Genomic DNA, 22,895 nt, shown 5'->3' on the forward strand with positions numbered 1-22,895 from the left:
AGTTTCGCGTGAATAACCCGCACTCCGTACAATGGAAACCCATTGAAAAAGCATCAGTCTGAACCAATGATACATGGTGGGATTTGCCCCTCTTAAACCACCATGTGGAGGTTCGACTGATGCAGTCTCATGGTACGACGCCCGAAGTCACTGCGCAAGCCATCAAATCCACCACCCGGCATGGTTTTCTTGTCGCTCTTGGTTGGGTAGCGCAAAGGCTGAACCTGGTTGACGTGTTGAACCGGCACCTGCGGATCAATCAGAAGACCTACACCCATACGCCGGTCGACAAGGTAGTCGAGGCGTTGGTTGCCATTCTCGGCAACTGCCGCTACATGAAGGACCTGAACTTCGATCCCGATCCGCTGGTCGCCGACCCTGCCGTAGCTCAAGCCTGGGGGCAGGAACGCTTTGCTCACTTCTCCACCGTCTGTGCGACCTTCAGCAAACTAACGGAGGAAAACGTTCAACAACTTTCCGATGCACTGGCGGAGATCCAGGCTCCCCTGCTTCAGCAGGAGGTTGCGGCGGTGGCTGGCCCAGACCGGTCCGGAATGGTCATCGTGGACATCGACCTCACCGGCCAGAAGGTCCGGGGAGAGACCAGGCAGTACACCGGTACCGACTTTGGCTACATCCAGGGGCAACTGGCCCGCGGCTATCAGATCGCAGCCGCCTTCCTCACTGGAAAGCAGCAGCGCTTTGCCATCGACGGCCTTCTCAAGTCCGGTAAGGCCAACAGCCGCTCTGGCGCCTGCCTGCTCGAACTGATCCCCAGGGTGGAAGCCCGGATCGGCCGCCCCCTGCGGCGGGTGGAATGGGTTGAAGCATGCCTGGCTCAGCAGAAGGTGCGGGTCCGGCAGTTGCATCAGGCATTACAGACGGTATCGGGCAAGGGCAGCGCCCGGCGGAAACAGAAACTGCAGTCCGAGTTACAGGAGACGGTCCAGGTCATCCGTGAACTGAACCATCGGCTCCGGCAGTACAGGCAGGACAATCAGACGAACCCGGCTCCCCTCCGGATCGTGCTGCGAGCCGACAGCGCCTTTGGCACGCCGGAGGTGATCCAGCGGCTGCTGGAGCTGGGATACGAGTTCACCATCAAGTCCTACTCCGGAAGCAATCCCGCCTACAAGCGCCTCTTCGACGCCGTGCCGGCGGAGGGCTGGGTTGAAGTCGAGAAGAACCGGTTTGCCTCCGAAGCCGTTGCTGTGCCTGGCCCAACGCTGCTCGCACCGTATCCGGTGCGGCTTGTCGCCATGCGCCGCTGGGATACGGATGGCCGGGAAGTCCGCAGCGTGATCCTGACCACGCTCCAAACCGAGGCGCTAACCATGACAGAGGTCGTGAAACTCTACCACGGACGCCAGACCATCGAAGCCGGATTCCAGGAGTGGAAGGGAACGTTTCACTTTGGTGCACCCCGGCTGCGCAAGTACGAGGCCAACGCCGCCTTTACGCAGCTCGTCCTGTTTGCCTTCAACCTGGTGCGTTGGGCCTGGCGCTATCTGAGCACCTCCTCGTCCAAACTGGCCGAGGCCAAGAGTCGACTCCTGGTACGGGTAGCGGCCCGGTGCCGGGCAACCATACGGTGTATTGGTGACACGCTGCGGCTGGTGTTCAGCCGGGGTACTCCCCTGGCTGGAGCGGAGATTACCCTGAACCGGGCCGTTTCTTACCAATGCACTTTTTCAACACCACGAATGTCGAGTTGTTCGCGTGAAACTTGAGCTAGGTCATCGACCTTGCGTGTACTCACACCGTTCACGTAAGCCTCCAGAACCACCGCCACTAAAGCCTTTTCTGCCCGCCGGCGCGGTTCCAGGAAGCTGGGCATGTACGATCCCTTTCGGAGCTTTGGGATCTGCAGGTCAATCGTCCCAACCCGCGTATCCCACTGCCGCTCACGATAGCCGTTACGGTAAGTGCTGCGCTCGGCCGATCGCTCGTACCGATCCGCGCCGATGCGCTGGGAGACCTCCAGCTCCATGAGACCCTGGGCGAGCACCCGCAACCCTTCCCGAAGGAAGTCGAAGTCATCCACACCGGTCTTGCGCAGAAGCTCCTCCAATGCGATCCTAAAGGTGGTCACCTGCGGGATCCTCCTTCGCGATGTACTGGTCCTACTTCGCATGGAACCCAAAGGTGACCACTTATGTCAAGTGACACCTGCACCCCCTAGATGGTCGCCGGCAGTAACCATCTAGCCGGGGTGCTTTTTACACCACTACTGTGGACTGTAGCCACGGTTTATGAGAGCCGGCCATCCTGGATTCCAACCATACACCGCTGGTTGCGAACACCTGTCGCCCAGTTTCGCCTGGATCCACACCGGAAAACCTGGACTCTGTACCGAGCAGACAGAGCCGGTCGATGGTTTGTTTTGGAGGAGATTCCCCCATCCCCAGACGTCAGTGAGTTACTAAATCGCCTCCATTTAGGACCATCGGGCATCTTCTTCCGATAATGCGGCATCGTCGGTTGCACGAAAGCTGACGAAGACCCATTTTAACACTGCCGCTAACACAAGTCCTTCGTGGAACGCCTGGCCGGCGTGGAGATCCGGGGCGTCAACGGCGTGGCGCACGTGGGCGGCGACTGAACCGCAGCATAGAGAGATCGAGGGCCCGACCGTCAGCGGCCGGGCCCTTTCCCGTGTAGCGCATGGGTACAGTCGCTCATGCCGCCCCGTGCTGGGCGCGGCCCGGGCGTGCGGGCCGCCCGCGCCGGGGGTTGGGGCGTGCGGGATCAGTCCGTGATCGCCCCTCCCTCCGGGCCGCCCACCTCCACAGGCTTGGACGAGAGCACCTCCACCCGGCGGATCACGCGGTTGTTCTCCGGCCGGGTGTCCTCCGGGTAGTCGATCTCGGCGACGATCTCCCAGGTGCCCGCGCTCAGCCCCGGGATCGTCCCCGGCTTCAGGCTGCAGCAGGGCACCTTGTCGATCGTCACCATCTGCCACACGTCCGGGGGCGGTGATGCGCCCCCCGCAGGCCGCGCCCACAGCCGGAGCGACACCCGGATCTCGTCCTGACCCAGGTTGTTCTGGTAACCCAGGTAGATCCCGACCTCAAACGGCCGGCCTGCCTCGGCCACCTCCGGCACCGCCAGCTCCGCCACCCACGGGTCGTCGATGATCATTTTCCCGCCTCCGCCCTCCTCGCCCGGACGCTCAGGCTCATCGGGCGGCTGCGGGTTGCGGTACGGCACGATCAGCACGTTGTTGGCCAGGCCGCCCTCCGGCCCCGGCTCCCCCTCCCGCTCCACCACCTCGGCCGCCGCACCGGCGCAGCTCTTCTCGGCCGGAAGCCCCAGCGCCGCCGCGAGGCCCCGGGCCGCCGCCACCTTCGGGTTGGCCGTGTGCGGCGCGCTGAGGGCGTACACGGAGGGCAGGTCGATGACGCGGATGATCTGCCCCTCCGCCGGGTCGGTCTCTGTCAGGGCGACGGTCAGCGGCACCGGGTGGGGCTGCTGCGGCGCCAGGTCGCCGGGCAGCGGCGCCGTCCCCAGGGACCGCACCAGCTTGCCGCTCTCGTCGGTGAGGAACCACTCGACGGACAGCGGGCCCGGGCAGAGCGCGGCCAGGGGCCGGGCCGTCAGCTCCAGCTGCAGCCGGGGCTGCAGGGCGACTGTCTTGCCCGGCTCCAGCTCCAGGGGCCCCGGTTCATCCAGCCACCGCAGGTCGTAGGCCTCGCCGGCCCGGTAGGCCACCAGCCGGCCGGAGGCCCCGGAAGCGTCGGTGTAGTTGACGCCGACGAGCAGCAGGCCGTAGGCGAAGGCGGGATCGACGCCGACGCCTGAGACCTGGGAGAAGTTGTAGGGGCCGGTGTTCGGCTGCTCGTCGTCCTTCAGCAGGAACAGCCGGTCCGTGGGCGCCCGCCCTTCCGGCTGGATGAGCGCGGGCCGCCCGTCGCCGCCCATCGGCTGGCCGGTGTCCAGGGCGTAGCTGTAGATGTGGCCGCTCACGTCGCCGAAGATGAGTGCGCCCCGGCTGATCAGGGCCAGCGGTGCGGTGTTGAGGGAGGCCATCCGCTCGCCCAGCCGGTCCGCCGGGCCGAACTTGCGGTACCACTTCAGTTCGCCGCCGGGGCCCAGCGCCACGACGGCGCCGTCGCTGCCGGTCGGGCCGTCCCGGAGGCCCGCGCCGGTGTCGGTGTAGTTGCGGAGGGTGACGTAGAGGTGGGTCTTGGGGCCGTCGGGGGTCTGGCGGACCTCGACCGCGGGTTCGGTGTTGGTGAAGGCGTTCCTGGCGCCGATGAGGGCGGGGACGTCGACCATGTGCCCTTTCCAGCCGGCGGGCTCCAGCCCGTCATGCAGATTGGCGCCCCAGAGACGCCCCCGGGTGTCCAACCAGTACGCGTGGGTGCCGTCTGAGGTGAAGTTGCCGGCGAAGCCGGCGGTACTGTCGACTGTCCAGACCCGGTAAGGGCGATAGTCGTTGTCGCGGTCCAGGGCCAGCCGCAGCGCGCGCCCTCCCTCAAAGCCATCGGTGCCGATGACAAAGCTGGGGTTGCTCCCGTGGGGCGGAGCCATGACGGCGGAGGGCGTGATGAAGCCGCCGAAGCCGCTTTCATCTTGTTTCGTGGTCTCTGCCTCATAGTACTGCCATCGGACCATGTCACTCGGCCGGTCGAGCCCCTGCACCACCCACACCTTGCCGTGGCTGCGAGAGCATAGGGGCCGCCCTACTGGCCGGTTCTCTTCCCCAGGGTAGTTGGGTCGATCCGTCACCACGACAATATCTCGTCCTCGATCGTGGATCACCAGTGGTGAACCCACGATGGGACAACCCAGGTCCAGTTCAGCCGGTCGATACCATCTTTCCTTGGTATGGTAGGCCCACAACCAACCATAGCTGGTTCCGAAGTATAGAACTCCGGTCTCTGGACTGTAAGTGGGACTGGACTGCGGGGCGATGAATGCCCCGCCAGGGGCCACATTGAACGCGACTGGGTTCCGCTTTACCGGATCACGCACAAAGACAGCTTCTCCAACTAGTCGTTGGAGGTCATCCAACTCCAGCCTCCAGAGGTAGGCCCTGCCAGATGGAAGATGACTCCATCGACGACCGCCGGTTGGGCCGCACTCTCGCCCAACGCCTCCGTTTCCCAGTACGGACTCAACTCAACCAGGCCGTGAGGGTCGAGGACTGTCGACGTGCGCTGCGGAGAACCACCCTTCGTGATCCAGTCGCCCGCGACAACGGCGGGACTGGGTACCATGGCAAGCGAGCAGGCCAGGACCCCCGCGAACCAGCGTCGCCAGTTCATAATTCCAGCTCCCCCTTAGTACCTCACCGCGCGATTCTCCAGGTACCAGCTGGGGTACTCGTACAGGGGGAAGAACGGCGTGAAGATGTGAACCTGGTACCTGCCTGACATGGTCCCATCGTCGAGCCGGTAGATGGGTTCGGCCCCGACCCAGTAAACTTTGGCACCCATCTGCTCAGCTATGAAGCGGACAGGCACCATCGTTCGGTCGTTCCGGATCACCGGCGGGGCGTCTAGGGCCACCTCGTGCCCGTCTACCACCGCCACTGGGTGATCGATCGTCAGCACGATGGTTCGCTCGGGTACACTCACCGTCTGTTCCTGCAACAGGTACAAGTATGGGTCGGGCAGGTGTGTTTCCGGGTGGATCAGGTCGGGATAGTCGTATCCAGGCGCAGGCACAGCTTTCACTACTTCACGGGTAACTGCCGGGAAATGAATGGTCACCCGCCGCCCGGCCTGGTCCCAGGTGACCTCCGCCCCCATCATCTCGCTGATGAACCGGATGGGTACCCGAACCCGATTGACGGTGGTGTCAAGGTAAGCTGGAGTGTCGAAGTGGCTGCTGGCGTTGCCGAAGTTGAAGAAGACAAAGATCTCTTCCGGGCTTCCGTTATGCCGGTATCCATAGTCTCGGCCCAGCCCAGGGTGAGACTTGTCCATCCAATACTCGTACTCGATGCCCCGCCCTTCGGCCAGTTTCTCTTCCTCGGTGAGTCCGCGCGCCTCGGTAAGCGAGTTGATAGGCTCATACCGGCACGGTTTCCAGTAGAGGCGCGACCAGCCATATGATCGCCCATAAACCTCTCTGATCAACCGCGTATCCGGCTTCGGATAGGCGTACACGTGGATCGTCGTCCCGCAGACCATCCAGTCCTCCTCCCAGTACCAGGGATACTCCTGGGTCCAGGCAGGAAGCGGATCCCACACCCACCAGTCGTACCGATCATACATATCCGGATTGTCTCGGAGCGCCTGTTCCACCTCCGCCCGCATCTGCTCCGACATGCCCTCGGGCGGGGGCGGCGGCGTCCAGCCCTCCGGCCATCCCGGACCGGGTTCGTAGTTCTCAGCCGGGTACTCCGCCACCTCCGGCTGCAGCGGCTCCTCCGCTCCTGCCCCCACCGGCCCGTGCACGAGCAGCGCCGCAAGCATCAGCCAGGCCAGCCACCTGGCACGGCGTGTGTGATCCCCCTTCATCGGCTCCCACTCCCCCATGTTGTTCGTTCTCCCATAACCAATACGAAAACCCCCGGGCAGAGGTTTGCCCGGGGGAACGCCAGGGGCGTCACGGCGGACTCGCCGCGCCCTCCATCCGTGTTAGATGCACGAACACCTGCTCCAGCCCGCCGCCGGCGGCATACGCCTCCCGCAGCTCTCGGGGCGTCCCCACCGCCACCAGCCGCCCGGCGTTCATCATCGCCAGCCGGTCGCAGTGGGCCGCCTCGTCCATGTAGTGGGTCGTCACCAGCACCGTCGTGCCGATGACCAGGATCGCCGGCTCCTCTAGGAGGGTCGCTTCGAGGAGGCCATCGCCTGTTTCAGGGAGGCCTGGGAGTAGGCAGGCCTCACGGCAGCTCGCAACAACTGGGTGATCGCGCTGTACTTCCACGGGAAGCCCGACGGGGGACAGGCATGGATCGAGTACACCATGATCATCAGACACGCGACGGCCGACCTGGGCGACTACCGGGCCCAGTCGACGGTCGGAACCATGAGGTTGCCGTGGTGCCGGTGGAGCTGCGGGAACTGCTGCGTTGACGACGCGGACGGGCGGGATTCCCGTGGAATCCTGCCCGTCACTCGTTCAGATACCGGCGCATATCGCGCAGGACCGCGTGAAGGAGCAGCTTGTCCTCGGGCGACATCTTCGCCACATCCATTCCGCCATAGAGTGCGGGGGAGCCGAGCGCGCCGATGCAGTGCATCTCCCAGAGGATTCGCACGTCCCGTGCCAGCAGGTCCACGTAGCGGAGGTCGAACGGCTCCAGCCCGAGCGCCTTTACGATCTGCCGGCTGCGATTCCCCACCGTAGCTGGCGAAACGCAGCACTGCTCCGCCACTTCGGCCTGCGTCACGGTGGGGTCGCCCTGCACGTAGCGCCGGAATGCATAGACGACCGCCGCCGTCCAGGATGCCGCCGTGCGCTCCTGCTTCGGCCTAAGGGTCAGCGCGGCATCCCACCAGAGCCGCTCGATCCCGTCGCCCGGCTCTTCGTGGATAGGCGCACTCGTTTCAGCCAACGTGCGCGCCCATTCGGCGGTCCGCTCCCACCATGCCGGGGCGTCCGGCACCGGCCGGCCATCCCACAGCACGGACGGACCCGGCGGCGCGTGGATGCGGAACACATCCGCATCGTTGGCCAGCACACCGACAGCCCACACGATCCGCGGCCAGGAGGTGCGGTAGAGGTCATCCCAGGTGGCACGGGGCCGCTGCCGCCGGAGCAGGTCCATCTCCACCTGAAGGATGTGGCGCAGACCGTCTGTCAGGTCCTGGTCCACGAACGCCGTTTCGAGGCCGAGGTAGTAAGCCGGTCCCGTGGGCAGCAGCCAGGTCACGAGCAGGTCTCCCGGCTTCAGCACCCCGCCCCGCACCCCTCTCACGGTGCGGGGCGCATCATCGGGGAGGCGGACCAGTCTGGCCTGCGGGCCGGAGACCGACTCCACGCGGAAGAAGCCCGGTGCCGCCCTGTCGGCCCAGGCGTTCAGAGTCGCACGCTCCTCCTGCGACAACGACGCATCATCCTCCGCCAACTGCCGGGCCAGGGGAACCCTCCATTCCCCCGGGAACATGAAGGCCAGCCAGTCCACCGCCAGGCTCCGTGCCTCAGGTTCCACCTCGTCAAACAGCTCCGGGGGAAAGAAGCGTACCATCCCCCAGCCGACGGAGATCTCCGCCTCGTCGTCGCGGAGATAATCCATCAGCTTCGACCGCAACCGCCGGACGAGGTGGTCCGTTCGGGCCACCTCCAGCGAGCAAACCTGCCCCCGGCGCGGGTCGGGCGGGTCTGTGTGCATCGACCTCAACTCCCTGGTCAGATGTGTGTCCTGTTAAGTCTTTAACACTGAGACTGGAGATACCTTCAGCGTCGGTCTGATGCCAGCTCCTCCGCCGGTGATGGCATCGTGCACAGCCGCCGACGGCACCGCCCTCAGTGGTGGCATCGCCCACGGTCGCCGGCAGCACCGCACTCAGTGGTGGCATCGCCCACGGTCGCCGACAGCACCGCACTCAGTGGTGGCATCGCCTCCGTCGCCGATGGCACGGCCGTCAGTCCGTGATGGCCCCGCCCTCCGCGCCGCCGCTCTCGCCCGGCTTCAGGTGCAGCACCTCCACCCTCCGGATGACCCGGTTGTTCTCCGGCCGGGTGTCAGCCGGGTAGTCGATCTCGGCGATGATCTCCCACATGCCTACGCTCAGCCCCGGGATCGTCCCCGGCTTCAGGCTGAAGCAGGGCACCTTGTCGATCGTCACCATCTGCCACACGTCCGGGGGCGGTGATGCGCCCCTCGCAGGCCGCGCCCACAGCCGGAGCGGCACCCGGATTTCGCCCTGACCCAGGTTGTTCTGGTAACCCAGGTAGATCCCGACCTCAAACGGCCGGCCTGCCTCGGCCACCTCCGGCACCGCCAGCTCCACCACCCACGGGTCGTCGATGATCGCTTTCCCGCCTCCGCCCTCCTCGCCCGGACGCTCAGGCTCATCGGGCGGCTGCGGGTTGCGGTACGGCACGATCAGCACGTTGTTGGCCAGGCCGCCCTCCGGCCCCGGCTCCCCCTCCCGCTCCACCACCTCGGCCACCGCACCGAGGCAGCTCTTCTCGGCCGGAAGCCCCAGCGCCGCCGCGAGGCCCCGGGCCGCCGCCACCTTCGGGTTGGCCGTGTGCGGCGCGCTGAGGGCGTACACGGAGGGCAAGTCGATGATGCCCACGATCTGCCCCTCCGCCGGGTCGGTCTCTGTCAGGGCGACGGTCAGCGGCACCGGGTGGGGCTGCTGCGGCGCCAGATCGCCGGGCAGCGGCGCCGTCCCCAGGGACCGCACCAGCTTGCCGTTCTCGTCGGTGAGGAACCACTCGACGGACAGCGGGCCCGGGCAGAGCGCGGCCAGGGTCCGGGCCGTCAGCTCCAGCTGGAGCCGGGGCTGCAGGGCGACTGTCTTGCCCGGCTCCAGCTCCAGGGGCCCCGGTTCATCCAGCCACCGCAGGTCGTAGGCCTCGCCGGCCCGGTAGGCCACCAGCCGGCCGGAGGTCCCGGAAGCGTCGGTGTAGTTGACGCCGACGAGCAGCAGGCCGTAGGCGAAGGCGGGATCGACGCCGACGCCTGAGACCTGGGAGAAGTTGTAGGGGCCGGTGTTCGGCTGCTCGTCGTCCTTCAGCAGGAACAGCCGGTCCGTGGGCGCCCGCCCTTCCGGCTGGATGAGCGCGGGCCGCCCGTCGCCGCCCATCGGCTGGCCGGTGTCCAGGGCGTAGCTGTAGATGTGGCCGTTGACGTCGCCGAAGATGAGTGCGCCCCGGCTGATCAGGGCCAGCGGTGCGGTGTTGAGGGAGGCCATCCGCTCGCCCAGCCGGTCCGCCGGGCCGAACTTGCGGTACCACTTCAGTTCGCCGCCGGGGCCGAGCGCCACGACGGCGCCGTCGCTGCCGGTCGGGCCGTCCCGGAGGCCCGCGCCGGTGTCGGTGTAGTTGCGGAGGGTGACGTAGAGGTGGGTTTCGGGGCCGTCGGGGGTCTGGCGGACCTCGACCGCGGGTTCGGTGTTGGTGAAGGCGTTCCTGGCGCCGATGAGGGCGGGGACGTCGACCATGTGCCCTTTCCAGCCGGCGGGCTCCAGCCCGTCATGCAGATTGGCGCCCCAGAGGCGCCCCCGGGTGTCCAACCAGTACGCGTGGGTGCCGTCTGAGGTGAAGTTGCCGGCGAAGCCGGCGGTACTGTCGACTGTCCAGACCCGGTAAGGGCGATAGTCGTTGTCGCGGTCCAGGGCCAGCCGCAGCGCGCGCCCTCCCTCAAAGCCATCGGTGCCGATGACAAAGCTGGGGTTGCTCCCGTGGGGCGGAGCCATGACGGCGGAGGGCGTGATGAAGCCGCCGAAGCCGCTTTCATCTTGTTTCGTCGTAGCCGCTTCGTAGTGGTGCACCTCTGGAACGCGGTCCAGGTCATCCAACGCTCGGATTACCCAGACCTTCCCATGCCCCCTGGGACACAGCGGTCGTCCTTCTGGCCGGTTTTCCTCGCCGGGGTAGTTGGGTCGGTCAGCGACCACGACGATGTCCCGTCCCTGGTCGTGAATGACGACCGGCGAGCCCACAACAGGACAGCCTAAGTCCAGTTCAGCAGGCCGAAACCAACCTTCTCTCGTGTGGTACGCCCAGAGCCAACCATAGCCCGTGCCAAAATAGAGGATACCGGTCTCCGGACTGTAGCTAGGGCTGGACTGCGGGGCGATGAACGCGCCTCCAGGCGCCACGTTGAACTCGACTCCCTTTCGCTTCACCGGATCACTGACCGCGACGGCTTCGCCAACCGGTCGTTGAAGGTCGTCCAACTCCAGCCTCCAGAGGTAGGGCCCTGCCAGATGGTAGATGACTCCATCGACGACCGCCGGTTGGGCCGCACTCTCCCCCAACGCCTCCGTTTCCCAGTACGGACTCAACTCAATCAGGCCGTGAGGGTCGAGGACTGTCGACGTGCGCTGCGGAGAACCACCCTTCGTGATCCAGTCCCCCGCGACAACGACGGGACTGGGTACCATGGCAAGCAAGCAGGCCAGGACCCCCGCAAACCAGCGTCGCCAGTTCATAATTCCAGCTCCCCCTTAGTACCTCACCGCGCGATTCTCCAGGTACCAGCTGGGGTACTCGTACAGGGGGAAGAACGGCGTGAAGATGTGAACCTGGTACCTGCCTGACATGGTCCCATCGTCGAGCCGGTAGATGGGTTCGGCCCCGACCCAGTAGACTTTGGCACCCATCTGCTCAGCTATGAAGCGGACAGGCACCATCGTTCGGTCGTTCCGGATCACCGGCGGGGCGTCTAAGGCCACCTCGTGCCCGTCTACCACCGCCACTGGGTGATCGATCGTCAGCACGATGGTTCGCTCGGGTACACTCACCGTCTGTTCCTGCAACAGGTACCGGTATGGGTCGGGCAGGTGTGTCTCGGGGTGGATCAGGTCGGGATAGTCGTATCCAGGCGCAGGCACAGCTTTCACTACTTCACGGGTAACTGCCGGGAAATGAATGGTCACCCGCCGCCCGGCCTGGTCCCAGGTGACCTCCGCCCCCATCATCTCGCTGATGAACCGGATGGGTACCCGAACCCGGTTGACGGTGGTGTCAAGATAAGCTGGAGTGTCAAAGTGGCTGCTGGCGTTGCCGAAGTTGAGGAAGACAAAGATCTCCTCCGGGCTTCCGTTATGCCGGTATCCATAGTCTCGGCCCAGCCCAGGGTGAGACTTGTCCATCCAGTATTCGTACTCGATGCCGCGCCCCTCGGCCAACTTCTCCTCCTCACTCAACTCCCGTACGGCCACGATGTACTGCATGGGCTCGTACCTGCACGGCTTCAGGTGCAGCCGCCCCACGACGTACGACCGGCCGAAGACCTGCTGGATCAAATGCGTATCCGGCTTCGGATAGGCGTACACGTGGATCGTCGTCCCGCAGACCATCCAGTCCTCCTCCCAGTACCAGGGATACTCCTGGGTCCAGGCAGGAAGCGGATCCCACACCCACCAGTCGTACCGATCATACATATCCGGATTGTCCCGGAGCGCCTGTTCCACCTCCGCCCGCATCTGCTCCGACATGCCCTCGGGCGGGGGCGGCGGCGTCCAGCCCTCCGGCCATCCCGGACCGGGTTCGTAGTTCTCAGCCGGGTACTCCGCCACCTCCGGCTGCAGCGGCTCCTCCGCTCCTGCCCCCACCGGCCCGTGCACGAGCAGCGCCGCGAGCATCAGCCAGGCCAGCCACCTGGCACGGCGTGTGTGATCCCCCTTCATCGGTTCCCACTCCCCCATGTTGTTCGTTCTCCCATAACCAATACGAAAACCCCCGGGCAGAGGTTTGCCCGGGGGAACGGCAGGGGCGTCACGGCGGACTCGCCGCTCCCTCGAGCACCTCAGCCTTGCGCGCCTCGGCCGCCTCGGCGATCAGCTCCGCCACATGCGCCCGGGTGCGGGCCTGAAGCTCCGCCCGCACAACCTCCTGGGCGGGCTCCAGCGCGGCCGGGATCAGGCGGGCCGCGGTCTGGGCGGCGAAGAGGTTCGCCCCGTCCAGCAGGATGTGCAGCTCGGCATGCGCCTCGTCGCCGTAGCCGGGCGGGATGAGGACGCCCATCACCACCTCGCCCCGGAAGATCGCCTCCCGGATGCCGGCCTCAGACGGTTCCGGCAGGTCGGCGGGGACGAAGCGGTCGTAGCTGCGGAGCGCGTCGGCCACGGCGGCGCCGATGGTCGTGCCGCTCCGGTCGACGACGGCCACGGGGACTTCGCCCACGTCGAAGGTGAACGCATAGCCGAAGAGGATGAGCCAGAGGATCGGCAGGACCAGCATCATCGCCAGGTTCCGCCGGTCGCGCCGGATCTGGATGAACTCCTTCTGGGCCAGGGCCAGGATGCGCTGGAACACGGCGTGTTCCTCCTCTCTCAGCCGTCGGTCCGAAGGCCGGCCAGCGTGGTCTCCAGGACCGCGTCGACCACGGCGTCGTTGGTGAGCCCCTCCAGCGCGGGAACCTGCAGGAGGTCCCGGATGATCACGGTCGACAGCATGGGGCCCTGGAGCAGGACGAAGATCAGCCGGGGGTCGATGGGGCGGATCTGCCCCGAGGCGATGGCGTTCATCACGAAGGGGGCCAAAAATTCGAAGATCCCGGTGATCTGGTCGATCCAGATCTGGCGGATCTCGGGGCGCCGGGGCCCCTCGGCCAGGACGATCCGGAGCACCAGCTGCGTCTTCTCCTCCGTGAAGAAAGCCAGCGCGTTCCGGAGGATCATCCCGACGGCCTCCGGACCGGAGGCGTCCGCGGGCGCCTGCGCCGTCAGCGCCCGCAGCGTCGGGACAAACCGCCCGATGTGCTGGCGCACCGCGGTCCTGAACAGCTCCTCCTTGCTGGGGAAGTAGTAGTAGAGTGCCGCCGCGGTGACCCCGGCCTCCTTGGCGATCTCGGCGTTGGTGGCCTCGGCGTACCCCTTCTCGGCGAAGAGCCGCAGGGCGGCGTCGAGGATCTCCGCCCGCCGATCCGGCGGCGGGTTCTTCGGACGGGGGGACATGGGAGATGCCGGGCCCGTTGTCAACGGGCGGATCGCGGGAGAGGGCGAAAAAGCTCAGGGGCTGCGGGAATCCCGCTCCCGCAGCCCCACACCTTGCTCGATCGAGGGAAAGACCCCGCTCCGGCCGCCGACTACTCGGCAGCACCGGTGATCTCGGGCGGGAACTCGATGGTCCCGTCCCAGGGCTCGATGAACACGGTGCCCTGCATGACCACCCGTATGGGCACCGGCTCGTCGGCGATGGTCTCGACATACACATCGATGTGATGCAGCGTGCCGTCGTCGTTGAGCCAGTACCGGGCCTCCATCCGGACGTCGGTGATCAGCTCGGACGCCTCACCGATCAGAGCGGCCAGTCCCGACTTGTCCATGACCACCGTCACGACCTGCAGTTCGGCCTCCTCGTAGGCCTCGCGGGTAACGGTGGCGCTGGCCCAGTCGTATTCCGCGGGGTTCAGGTTGACCAGGGCGGACGGGTCAGACAGGCGATCCGTCGGCGCCATCTCCTCCATCACCATCTGAGCCCATGCGCCCGTCTCGTCCTGCATCCAGTACTGGCCGTCGAGTACCGCAACCCCGATCGTCTGCTCCATCCCGAAGGCCCGCACCGTGTTGTAGCCGAGGGCCCGCTCCGGCGCCTCCTGGTACATTTCGAGGAATATCTCGGAATCGACGGGAATCAGCCCGCCCTCGATGGTCACGGTGAAGTGGCCCGTCTGCCGGACGTTCACCTCGGAAGCGACATGAGCCTGCGCGAGCAGTTCCAGCGCGGCCGGCTCGACCACACCGGCGGGCTCGCCGGCCTCATCCGCCTCGCCATCCTCGTCGGACTCACCGGTCTCCGCAGCCTCATCCGCTGGCGGCTGCGAAGTGATGAGCACCGTGCGGGTCTCCTGCTCCCAGTCGACCAGCAGGCCGATCTCCTCGGCGACGAAGCGAACAGGGACCATCATGCGGTCGGAGACGATGAAGGGGGCCACGTCGAGTGCCACCTTCTCCCCGTTGACCACGGCTTCCGGACTGCCCACGGTGAGCTGGATCGTCGTCTCGCCCTTGGTCAGGGTCGCCGTGCGGGTCTCCTGGTCCCACTCCACCTCAAACCCGAGGGCTTCAGTCACTGCACGGATGGGCACCAGCGTACGGTCGTTCTCCAGGACAGGGGCCACGTCGGTCTGTACCTCGACCCCGTCCACCACCAGGCGGACCGCGGTCTCCGCCTGGGCCAGAGCGGGAACGAGCATCATGGTCAGCATCATGAGTAGGGCTAACACGCGGCGCATGGGTGCAAGTCTCCCTTCGAAATAGACTTAATGGGTATTCCATTCTTACTCCGGCGGGGGAACTCCTTTTTGTGAATGAGAGCACTTGCACGTGCATCCGCCGCGTCCGTATGAATCCCGATGCCCCTGACCGCCTCGAGGCCAGGCTGAAGCCAAGAATGGTGCCGTACAGACGCAGACATGCTTAGACCCTCAACTCCGCGCTGCGGAATCGAGGGCCCATCTCGTTCGGGTGGAGCTATCGCATCGGTCGGTGGCCTGGTGACCGCGTAGCGCGTTGTTCTTCGACGATCCGGCGCAGTTGGTCCGGGGTGAGAACACTGTCGTGACGGCGATGGATCATCCTGTGGCAGTTCGCACAGATGGGAACCAGGTCGACCTTGGGGTCTACAACCTGTGCTACACCTTCGAACGCCTTCAGAGGCTTGACGTGGTGAACCTCGATGAAGTCCCTTCCACGTGGACCGTAGACTTCTTCAAAGTTGAACCCACAGACGACGCAGTTCAACCCGTGGATCTCAATTGCCCGACGCCTGTTTTCGGGATCGCGCTCATACCGGCGGCCGTAGTACTCGACGACGCCACCTTCGATCCGCCCTTCCTCAATCTCTTCGGCCTGCAGGTCCTGCTCAACCGTCCTGGCCAGGTCTGGATGTGCGGTCCTTCCAGTCCCCGCAGCTCGGGTCGCTGGCAGGTCAGAGCCGTACGTCTCATCCAGCACCTCCAGGAAGTCGTCCCAGTCGTCCCAAGCGAACACTTCTGCCAGCATCTCTGCGAAAAAGGGCTGCCACTCTTGTTCTGGGATCTCATAGCCACGTAGTTTCCTGCCTACAAGCTTAAAGAAGCCAGCACCAGGCAGTTGGTCAGTTACGTTAATGACGACAGCGGAAATCGGAGGAAAACCGTTATCCATAGCGAGTTCCGATAGCTCGCCGAGAGGCTCACTCAGCAGACGGTAGTTGGTGAGTTGCAGGGGCTTACTCAACTCATGATAGTAGACCGTGTGACCTTCTTTGGCAGCCTCAACGAGTCGAACGCCCAGCCAATGCATCATCTTGCGATTCAGCTTCACCTGACCACCGCCTTCCTGATGCTCGCTACTCGTCGACCCGGTTTCGTACAAAGGCCCAGGTCACGCTGCGGCTTCCGTCCCGGGTGGGTCGCTTTTCCGTGTCCCAGTTGCCTTGACCGAACGTCTCGTCCAGGAAGGGCTTGACGCTCTGGTACGCCCGGTTATCAAGATCGTGCCACTCGGTAGGCAGGTGCTCCTTGATTTTTCCGACAATAACACCCCAAGGTACGCCCGTTGTCCGCAGCTCATCCATGAATGCCTTGTCCGAACGCACCTTCTCAAAGGCACGCGACAACGGCAGTTTCAGGCTATCGACATCCTCCTCGGCAGCCGCCTCTTCCGGGTGCGCTCGTGCCGCAGCAGCCTCACCTGCCGGCCGCAGTACGGCTTCGTAGGTGGACCGCAGCCGCTGGGCGAAGGTCTCGACAGCTCCCCGTGTCCCGTCTGGGTCCAGCACCTGGTACCGCTCCTCAAAACTGAACACCCGGATGGACACTGGATATGGCTTGCCGCCGCTGCTGCTCCAAAACACAGCATGGCCGGGGATCGGTTCGTTCAGGAGCGAGCTGAGCAGGTCGTCGCTGAAGTGGCTGTTCGCCCGCTTCAGGGCCGTCAGGTCGGCTGCGGAGATCAAGTGGAAGACGAACCAGTTGTCGCCCTGGCTCAGGATCTCGGTAGAGATCGACCCCGGCTGCTGTGTGATCATCACCGCACCCAGGTCGTACTTGCGGCCCTCCTTCACCCATGCAATGTAGGGCTCCGCACCGGAGCCACCGCCAGGGCTCCGCACCGGAGCCACCGCCAGGGCCCAGCACCGACTGTGCCTCCTCAATGACGGCGATGGTGGGAATGGTGTCCGGCTCCGCCCGGGTGAACTGCTCCTGATTATGCTGGAAGATGTGGTTCAGGATGAGCCCTGAGAGCACCAGGGCCGACGATCCCCTGAGCTGCGAGACGTCCACCACGCAGATGCAGCCCTGTTTCAGAGCGGCGAGGAGCATGTCCAACATCTGGCTGGAGCGGTCATGCAGCATCTTCACGATGGTGGTCATATTCGCCCGGGCCGCCAGGGCCTCCGCCTCCTGGCCCTCCTCCAAACGGAGCAACCGCTTGATCAGTCCAAGATCGGTGGCGTTGCCCTCCGCGGCAATCGCATCCACCAGTTCGCTCCAGTCTGCGTCATTCATGCCTTTCAGCTTGCGCACGTTCTGCTGATCCTGCTTCTCCGGAGAGAGGGCGATGGAGATCACATCCGCGGGCCGGAGCCGCCGGATGTCCAGCTTGATCCCTCCGGCGACGAAAGACTGGTAGAAGCGACTCGGCGCCTCCCGGTTGGTGAAGACCACGATCCGGTCCTGCAGGTGGGGCACGTCGCACAGGCCGGGGCGGTTCTTGTCGTCGGGCCAGAAGTACTCGCCGTCGGGGTCGAAGATGATGGTCCCCACCGGCACCTGACGGCCACCCCGCTTCTCCACCGTCGGTGTCTCCTCATACAGGCCGGCGAAGAGCAACTTGTTGAGGTTGGACTTGCCAAAGCCGGCCCGGGCAAAGACAAAGGACCGGCGGGAGACAAGTTGCCGGATGGGGAAGCGCGGCACCACCACCGGCTCCCGCACCTGCATCCACTCCTCCACCTTCAGGCGCCGGTCCCCTCTGGCGTAGATGAACTCGCCAAGGGCCAGGAAGCCCAGCTCGGCACCTTCCAGGTTGTGGCCGGCCACCTCACGCAGGAGCTCAGGGGAGAGGAAAGCGACTCGGCTGCCCACGTGAGGCAGGCGCCGCTGGGATGGGGCAAAGACGATCCTTCCACCGACCTCCCGCAGCACCCCCAGCACCCGGATGTTCACCCGGTACTTCAGGTACTGGTCCCGCAGGTCCTCGGGGATCTCCCGATCCTCCGCGATCACCCGCAGGCCGTAGTCCTCCCCCGCCCCCTGGGTGAGACGCCCGTCGGCCGTAGTGGAGGTAATGCGCCCCAGCACGCCCTCGTTCTGGTTCTCCAACTGGACGATGAGGAACTGGACATGCATGGGGATGGACTGGAACTCGCTCCGGTACGGCAGCACCAAGTCGGCGTGAAACTCCATACCGCCCTGGCTGAAGCCGCGAAAGATGCCCACTACCTGGTCTCGCGGAAAAAGCGTCATCCGTACCTCTCTCCCGTCACGTCTGCCCTGAGTCTGTATGCATCGAGCAGGAACTGCTTTTCGCGGGGGAGCAGCCCCCGTACAGCATCCAGGATCTGGTCCTGCAGGATCGCCCAGTCGAAGTCAGCTAGCTGTGCGTGCTCGTGCGCCCGCTGGAGACAGCGAGGATAATACGGCACAGGAAAACCGTCCCGGGCATCTGCCAGCAGGTGGCCGAGTATCTCGTCCGCCCGGTCACGCTGGGCCGAGAAAATGTCCACAGCCCAGACGGGATCGCCCGAGTGCGGCCCGAAGCGGACGAAGAACATGTCGCCGGCCACAAACTTTGGGGCCTCCCCCTCCTCAGTCTCGGCACCACGTGCCCACTCCTGCCACTTGTAGGCCTTGGCTTCCAACTCCCGGGGAATCGCCACGTAGCGGGCATCGCCGGCGGGGAGGGTCTCTTCAATGGCCATCGCAAGGCCATACCGGTTCAGCACCTGGCTGTGCTTGGCCAGCCCCACCAGATAGATGCGCCGGCGGTCCTGCCGCCACACCCGCTCGATGGCCTCCTCCATCCGCTCCCGCATCCGGATGAAGCCCTCGCCGCGGAAGACCTTGGAGCGGAGCAGGCCGTCCCGCACAATCAGCGTGTCGGAGGCAAAGGTCTGGTAACAGATGCGCTCATAAAGCACCGCCCACTCACAGATATCGCGGTAGACCTGCACCCAGGAGGGGCTCACCGTTTCCGGGCGCTCCCGCACCCGCCTGCTGTCCGGAATCATGTGGCTGAGCGCGGACAGGCTCCTCACCCCCAGGTCGGCCATCAGCCGGCCCAGGGCCGATTTCGGGTCCCCCGACGGGGTGAAGTGATTCGTCAACAAGGAGTCGGGGTCAGTGGTCGGCGAGACGACGTCTACCAGCAGCTCCTTGCCGTACGAGTCCACCACCCGTACCACCTGCACGTAGAAGGGGTCGAACACAAGCTTGTTGTTGCCGCCGTCGCTGGCCACCAGTGAGATCGCGGTAGAACTGCGGGGCCGAATCACCCTGACGCTGCCGGCGAGGTCCCTCACCTCCCGGCGCAGGTCGTCCAACAGGGCGCGGTCGGCCTCCGCGAGCCGGATGATCTGCTCCTTGATGCCCGTCAATGCATCTGGGTGCAGCATCGATTCACTCCCCCAAGACGGCCACGAGGTCGATCTCCTCGTGAGCCGGGCGGGTTTTCTCAAACTGTACGGCCTGGCGCCGGTGCCGCGGCGGGATGCCGGCGCCTGTAACCTCCACGATGCGCCAGGGTACACCCGACCTCGCCAGGGTCTCCTCCAGCACCTGCTTTGGATTGCAAGGCAGGGTGGGGAGGCAGCCGAAGCGGATGATCAGCCTGGTCCCCGGTCGGCACCGAGCCGCGACGTTCCGCCAGACGGTTGCAAGGTCGCGCTGGTACTCTCCCTGCAAGTGGCTCACCTGTCCCTCGTGGATGTACCGTACGGTGGGCTCTCCACCCAGGAACCAGAGCCGCAGCCACTGATCCGGCTGGTAGGAGCGCATGCCGAGGTAGGGCGGCGAGGTGATCACCCATCGGTACCCCCCATCTACGACGGGGATGGCACCGGGCTCCCGGCTGTCGGCCTGGAGGATGCACCCCGGGACCGGCGGAGGCAGCGCGGCGAAGCTATACCGGGCCCGGCGGGCGAGGACGTCCAGTACGTCCACTTCTTCGGGCCTCATCCCCCTGCGGACCCAGAAGCGGACCGCGGGATCGGGCTTGGTGGCATACGTACGGGGCATCTGATTCGACAGGTAGGAAGGCGCCCGCCTGGTTCGGGGACCGTGAAGGATGCCGAGGATAAGCCCCCGCAGGGCGATGCGCACAGGCGCTTCGCAGTCGCGCAGAAGCGCCTCCCGCAACCGGCAGATGTCGAGCAGGGTGCGGGGGTGGTAGGCGAGGTCCCAGAAGTGGCCCTCCGGCACGTCGGCCGGCTCGGGCCCGGCGAGGATGCGTTCCGCCTCGGCGATCAGTTCGTCGGGGGTGACCTGGACCAGCTTGGCCCGGGCAATCGCCACCGCCACGGGGCTGCTGTCGATGCCGACGGTGGGAAGGCCGTGAAGACGCGCCGCGTAGTTTGTGGTTCCCCGGCCGCAGAAAGGGTCGAGCACCCACTCGCCCGGCCGGGCCTGGGCCAGATACCGGGTGGGGAAGTCGAGGGGGAACATGGTGAAGTAGGGGCACAGGGCGTTGAGGCGCAGGTGCGGGGCTGTGGTCATCGTGGCTGCCTCCGGTGTGACGTCGATTGCGAATGAGGTTGGTTTTCGATAGTGCGACAATTCGGCGGGTGAAGGGGAAATACCTGCAAACAAGGAAAGCCCCGGTTATGGGGCTCACTCGTTCTCGTCAACACACGCAAGGCCTAGCTCAAGTTTCACGCGAACAACTCGACATTCGTGGTGTTAAAAGGGCGTATGGGTAGGGAGTGGCCCGGTTCAGGGTAATCTCAGCTCCAGCCAGGGGAGTACCCCGGCTGAACACCAACCGCAGCGTGTCGCCGAGGCACCGAATGGTTGCTCGGCACCGGGCCGCTACTCGTACCAAGAGTCGACTCCCCGCCTCGGCCAGTTTGGGCGAGTTCGTGCTCAGAAACCGCCAAGCCCAGCGCACCAGGTTGAAGGCGAACAAGACCAGCTGCGTGAAGGCGGCGTTGGCCTCATACTTCCGCATCCGAGGAGTACCAAAGTGGAACGTTCCCTTCCACTCCTGGAACCCGGCTTCGATGGTCTGCCGTCCATGGTAGAGCTTGACGACCTCTGTCGTGGTGAGCTCCTCAGGCTGGAGCGTAGTCAGGATGACGCTGCGGACCTCCCGGCCATCGGCGTCCCAGCGGCGCATGGCGACCAGTCGCACCGGATACGGTGCGAGCAAAGTGGGGCCAGGTACGGTAACGGCTTCGGAGGCAAACCGGTTCTTCTCGACTTCAACCCAGCCCTCCGCCGGCACGGCGTCGAAGAGGCGCTTGTAGGCGGGATTGCTTCCGGAGTAGGACTTGATGGTGAACTCGTATCCCAGCTCCAGCAGCCGCTGGATCACCTCCGGCGTGCCAAAGGCGCTGTCGGCTCGCAGCACGATCCGGAGGGGAGCCGGGTTCGTCCGATTCTCCTGCCGGTACTGCCGGAGTCGCTGGTTCACTTCACGGAGGTGCTGAACCTCCTCCTGGAACTCACGCTGCAGCTTCTGCTTCCGGCGGGCGCTGCCCTTGCCTGATACCGTCTGCAGTTGCTGATACAGCTGCCTGACCCGAGCCTTCTGCTGAGCCAGGCATGCCTCGACCCATTCGACTCGCCGCAGGGGACGACCAATCCGGGCTTCGATCCTGGGAATCAGTTCGAGCAGGCAGGCGCCGGAACGGCTGTTGGCCTTGCCGGACTTGAGAAGGCCGTCGATGGCAAAGCGCTGCTGCTTCCCGCTGAGGAAGGCGGCTGCGATCTGATAGCCTCGGGCCAACTTCCCCTGGATGTAGCCGAAGTCGGTACCGGTGTACTGCCTGGTCTCGCCCCGAACCTTCTGGCCGGTGAGGTCGATGTCCACGATGACCATTCCGGACCGGTCTGGGCCCGCCACCGCCGCAACCTCCTGCTGAAGCAGGGGAGCCTGGATCTCCGCCAGTGCATCGGAAAGTTGTTGAACGTTTTCCTCCGTTAGTTTGCTAAAGGTCGCACAGACGGTGGAGAAGTGAGCAAAGCGTTCCTGCCCCCAGGCTTGAGCTACGGCAGGGTCGGCGACCAGCGGCTCGGGATCGAAGTTCAGGTCCTTCATGTAGCGGCAGTTGCCGAGAATGGCAACCAACGCCTCGACTACCTTGTCGACCGGCGTATGGGTGTAGGTCTTCTGATTGATCCGCAGGTGCCGGTTCAACACGTCAACCAGGTTCAGCCTTTGCGCTACCCAACCAAGAGCGACAAGAAAACCATGCCGGGTGGTGGATTTGATGGCTTGCGCAGTGACTTCGGGCGTCGTACCATGAGACTGCATCAGTCGAACCTCCACATGGTGGTTTAAGAGGGGCAAATCCCACCATGTATCATTGGTTCAGACTGATGCTTTTTCAATGGGTTTCCATTGTACGGAGTGCGGGTTATTCACGCGAAACTTGAGCTAGGAGGCGTGCTCCTCATTGGTTCGCTGGACACGTGCCACCATCCTGTCAACATACTACTGACTCTTCCTAGTCTTCGCCCCTTCGACCACACGCTGAGCCGGGTCGATCAAGTCCCGTCAAGTGGTGTAAATCGGGTTCCAGCGATGCAGTTGCTCTAGTCGGCACTCAGCGGTAGGAGTTCCGGACAACTGAGGCTGGGGTCGTTGGCGTACAGTTTCGCCATGGACGCCTGGCTGAAGTATCGGCGTGGGGCGGTCATCCACTCTTCCTGCTGTTCGATCATGACGGCTCCGGCCAGGCGGATCAGGGCTTCTCTGTTGGGAAAGATGCCGACGACCTCCGTCCGTCGGCCGATCTCTCTGTTGAGCCGTTCCAGCGGGTTGGTGGAGTGTAGTTGCCGCCAGTGCTCAGACGGGAAAGCCATGTAAGCCAAAATGTCCTCCTCGGCATCTTCCAGCAGCTGTGCGGCCCGGGGGAACTGTTTCCGCAGGTTCTCGACCACTACGGCCAGTTGGGACCTCGCTGCCTTCTGGTCCGGCTGCGCGAAGATGGTCCTCACAGCAGCCGCCACCATGGACTGCAGGTTCTTGGGCACATAGCCGAGCAGGTTCCGCATGAAGTGAACCCGGCAGCGCTGCCAGCTGGCGCCACTGAACACGGTTCGGATAGCTGTTGTTGCCCGGATTATTTGTCAACATGTGCTGAGCATCGTGCGCTTGTGTAGGACA

17 protein-coding genes and 2 pseudogenes are annotated in these 22,895 nt (G+C 64.9%); 2 read left to right on the forward strand and 17 right to left on the reverse strand.

The features are described from left to right. The first annotated feature begins 119 nt into the window (after nt 1-119). Nucleotides 120-1,730, forward strand: a complete 1,611-nt coding sequence (locus STH_RS11205) for a transposase (RefSeq protein WP_043713940.1) — start codon at nt 120-122, stop codon at nt 1,728-1,730. Here the strand turns inward: STH_RS11205 and STH_RS18040 are convergent. Further along, nucleotides 1,709-2,134, reverse strand: a pseudogene (locus STH_RS18040) (transposase); the annotation flags it as partial. The gene STH_RS11205 and the pseudogene STH_RS18040 overlap by 22 nt on opposite strands. Nucleotides 2,135-2,182: 48 nt before the next feature. Between STH_RS18040 and STH_RS19965 the strand changes: the two are divergent. After that, nucleotides 2,183-2,467 carry a DUF3024 domain-containing protein gene (locus STH_RS19965; RefSeq protein WP_083766076.1) on the forward strand — a complete coding sequence of 95 codons (285 nt, stop codon included), beginning with the start codon at nt 2,183-2,185 and terminating at the stop codon, nt 2,465-2,467. Nucleotides 2,468-2,748: 281 nt separating this feature from the next. Here the strand turns inward: STH_RS19965 and STH_RS11210 are convergent, their stop codons facing one another. From STH_RS11210 to STH_RS11285, 16 genes and pseudogenes are all read right to left on the reverse strand, one after another. Then, nucleotides 2,749-4,653 (reverse strand): hypothetical protein, encoded by a 1,905-nt coding sequence (locus STH_RS11210; protein WP_242654532.1) that lies wholly within the window; start codon nt 4,651-4,653, stop codon nt 2,749-2,751. A gap of 632 nt (nt 4,654-5,285) precedes the next feature. Further along, nucleotides 5,286-6,488 carry a copper amine oxidase N-terminal domain-containing protein gene (locus tag STH_RS11220; protein WP_011196373.1) on the reverse strand — a complete coding sequence of 401 codons (1,203 nt, stop codon included), beginning with the start codon at nt 6,486-6,488 and terminating at the stop codon, nt 5,286-5,288. Nucleotides 6,489-6,558: 70 nt separating this feature from the next. After that, entirely contained in the window at nt 6,559-6,744 is a 186-nt protein-coding gene (locus tag STH_RS19085; RefSeq protein WP_043713943.1) for a hypothetical protein, read from the reverse strand. 325 nt (nt 6,745-7,069) lie between these two features. Then, on the reverse strand, nt 7,070-8,290 hold the full coding sequence (locus STH_RS11230; RefSeq protein ID WP_011196375.1) for a hypothetical protein: 1,221 nt from the start codon (nt 8,288-8,290) through the stop codon (nt 7,070-7,072). Between the two features lie 253 nt (nt 8,291-8,543). Next, on the reverse strand, nt 8,544-11,066 hold the full coding sequence (locus STH_RS19725) for a hypothetical protein (protein WP_011196376.1): 2,523 nt from the start codon (nt 11,064-11,066) through the stop codon (nt 8,544-8,546). Nucleotides 11,067-11,081: 15 nt separating this feature from the next. Next, a complete protein-coding gene (locus tag STH_RS11240; protein ID WP_011196377.1) occupies nt 11,082-12,284 on the reverse strand; it encodes a copper amine oxidase N-terminal domain-containing protein in 1,203 nt (400 codons plus the stop codon). A 70-nt stretch (nt 12,285-12,354) separates the two neighbouring features. Next, nucleotides 12,355-12,894, reverse strand: a complete 540-nt coding sequence (locus STH_RS11245) for an ABC transporter permease (protein ID WP_011196378.1) — start codon at nt 12,892-12,894, stop codon at nt 12,355-12,357. Between the two features lie 17 nt (nt 12,895-12,911). Continuing rightward, the gene (locus STH_RS17370) at nt 12,912-13,535 is read right to left on the reverse strand and encodes a TetR/AcrR family transcriptional regulator (RefSeq protein ID WP_050742252.1); all 624 of its coding nucleotides are present in this window, start codon (nt 13,533-13,535) and stop codon (nt 12,912-12,914) included. A 131-nt stretch (nt 13,536-13,666) separates the two neighbouring features. After that, on the reverse strand, nt 13,667-14,815 hold the full coding sequence (locus STH_RS17375; RefSeq protein WP_011196380.1) for a copper amine oxidase N-terminal domain-containing protein: 1,149 nt from the start codon (nt 14,813-14,815) through the stop codon (nt 13,667-13,669). A 238-nt stretch (nt 14,816-15,053) separates the two neighbouring features. Continuing rightward, complete coding sequence (locus STH_RS18050) at nt 15,054-15,887, reverse strand: HNH endonuclease (RefSeq protein ID WP_197525165.1); 834 nt, start codon at nt 15,885-15,887, stop codon at nt 15,054-15,056. A 25-nt stretch (nt 15,888-15,912) separates the two neighbouring features. Beyond that, on the reverse strand, nt 15,913-16,344 hold the full coding sequence (locus STH_RS19180; protein ID WP_207635382.1) for a hypothetical protein: 432 nt from the start codon (nt 16,342-16,344) through the stop codon (nt 15,913-15,915). A gap of 13 nt (nt 16,345-16,357) precedes the next feature. Further along, entirely contained in the window at nt 16,358-18,034 is a 1,677-nt protein-coding gene (locus STH_RS11265) for a helicase HerA domain-containing protein (RefSeq protein ID WP_207635383.1), read from the reverse strand. Then, nucleotides 18,031-19,182, reverse strand: coding sequence for a hypothetical protein (locus STH_RS11270; RefSeq protein ID WP_011196384.1), 1,152 nt, complete (start codon nt 19,180-19,182; stop codon nt 18,031-18,033). The genes STH_RS11265 and STH_RS11270 overlap by 4 nt, the downstream gene beginning before the upstream one ends. Nucleotides 19,183-19,186: 4 nt before the next feature. Next, nucleotides 19,187-20,281 carry a DNA methyltransferase gene (locus STH_RS11275; protein ID WP_043713946.1) on the reverse strand — a complete coding sequence of 365 codons (1,095 nt, stop codon included), beginning with the start codon at nt 20,279-20,281 and terminating at the stop codon, nt 19,187-19,189. Between the two features lie 148 nt (nt 20,282-20,429). Continuing rightward, nucleotides 20,430-22,040 carry a transposase gene (locus tag STH_RS11280; RefSeq protein ID WP_011196386.1) on the reverse strand — a complete coding sequence of 537 codons (1,611 nt, stop codon included), beginning with the start codon at nt 22,038-22,040 and terminating at the stop codon, nt 20,430-20,432. A 281-nt stretch (nt 22,041-22,321) separates the two neighbouring features. After that, a pseudogene (locus tag STH_RS11285) lies at nt 22,322-22,837 on the reverse strand (transposase); the annotation flags it as partial. Nucleotides 22,838-22,895 lie beyond the last annotated feature (58 nt).

Origin of the sequence: Symbiobacterium thermophilum IAM 14863, assembly GCF_000009905.1 — a bacterium.
Classification (GTDB): domain Bacteria; phylum Bacillota; class Sulfobacillia; order Symbiobacteriales; family Symbiobacteriaceae; genus Symbiobacterium; species Symbiobacterium thermophilum.

Excerpts from the sequence above, each read along its gene's own strand:
- STH_RS19725 (WP_011196376.1), bottom strand. The coding sequence starts at position 11,066 with ATGAACTGGCGACGCTGGTTTGCGGGGGTCCTGGCCTGCTTGCTTGCC.
- STH_RS11270 (WP_011196384.1), bottom strand. The coding sequence starts at position 19,182 with ATGCTGCACCCAGATGCATTGACGGGCATCAAGGAGCAGATCATCCGG.
- STH_RS11280 (WP_011196386.1), bottom strand. The coding sequence starts at position 22,040 with ATGCAGTCTCATGGTACGACGCCCGAAGTCACTGCGCAAGCCATCAAA.
- STH_RS11205 (WP_043713940.1), top strand. The coding sequence starts at position 120 with ATGCAGTCTCATGGTACGACGCCCGAAGTCACTGCGCAAGCCATCAAA.
- STH_RS17375 (WP_011196380.1), bottom strand. The coding sequence starts at position 14,815 with ATGCGCCGCGTGTTAGCCCTACTCATGATGCTGACCATGATGCTCGTT.
- STH_RS19965 (WP_083766076.1), top strand. The coding sequence starts at position 2,183 with ATGGTCGCCGGCAGTAACCATCTAGCCGGGGTGCTTTTTACACCACTA.
- STH_RS17370 (WP_050742252.1), bottom strand. The coding sequence starts at position 13,535 with ATGTCCCCCCGTCCGAAGAACCCGCCGCCGGATCGGCGGGCGGAGATC.
- STH_RS11220 (WP_011196373.1), bottom strand. The coding sequence starts at position 6,488 with ATGGGGGAGTGGGAGCCGATGAAGGGGGATCACACACGCCGTGCCAGG.
- STH_RS11275 (WP_043713946.1), bottom strand. The coding sequence starts at position 20,281 with ATGACCACAGCCCCGCACCTGCGCCTCAACGCCCTGTGCCCCTACTTC.
- STH_RS11230 (WP_011196375.1), bottom strand. The coding sequence starts at position 8,290 with ATGCACACAGACCCGCCCGACCCGCGCCGGGGGCAGGTTTGCTCGCTG.
- STH_RS11240 (WP_011196377.1), bottom strand. The coding sequence starts at position 12,284 with ATGGGGGAGTGGGAACCGATGAAGGGGGATCACACACGCCGTGCCAGG.
- STH_RS11265 (WP_207635383.1), bottom strand. The coding sequence starts at position 18,034 with ATGACGCTTTTTCCGCGAGACCAGGTAGTGGGCATCTTTCGCGGCTTC.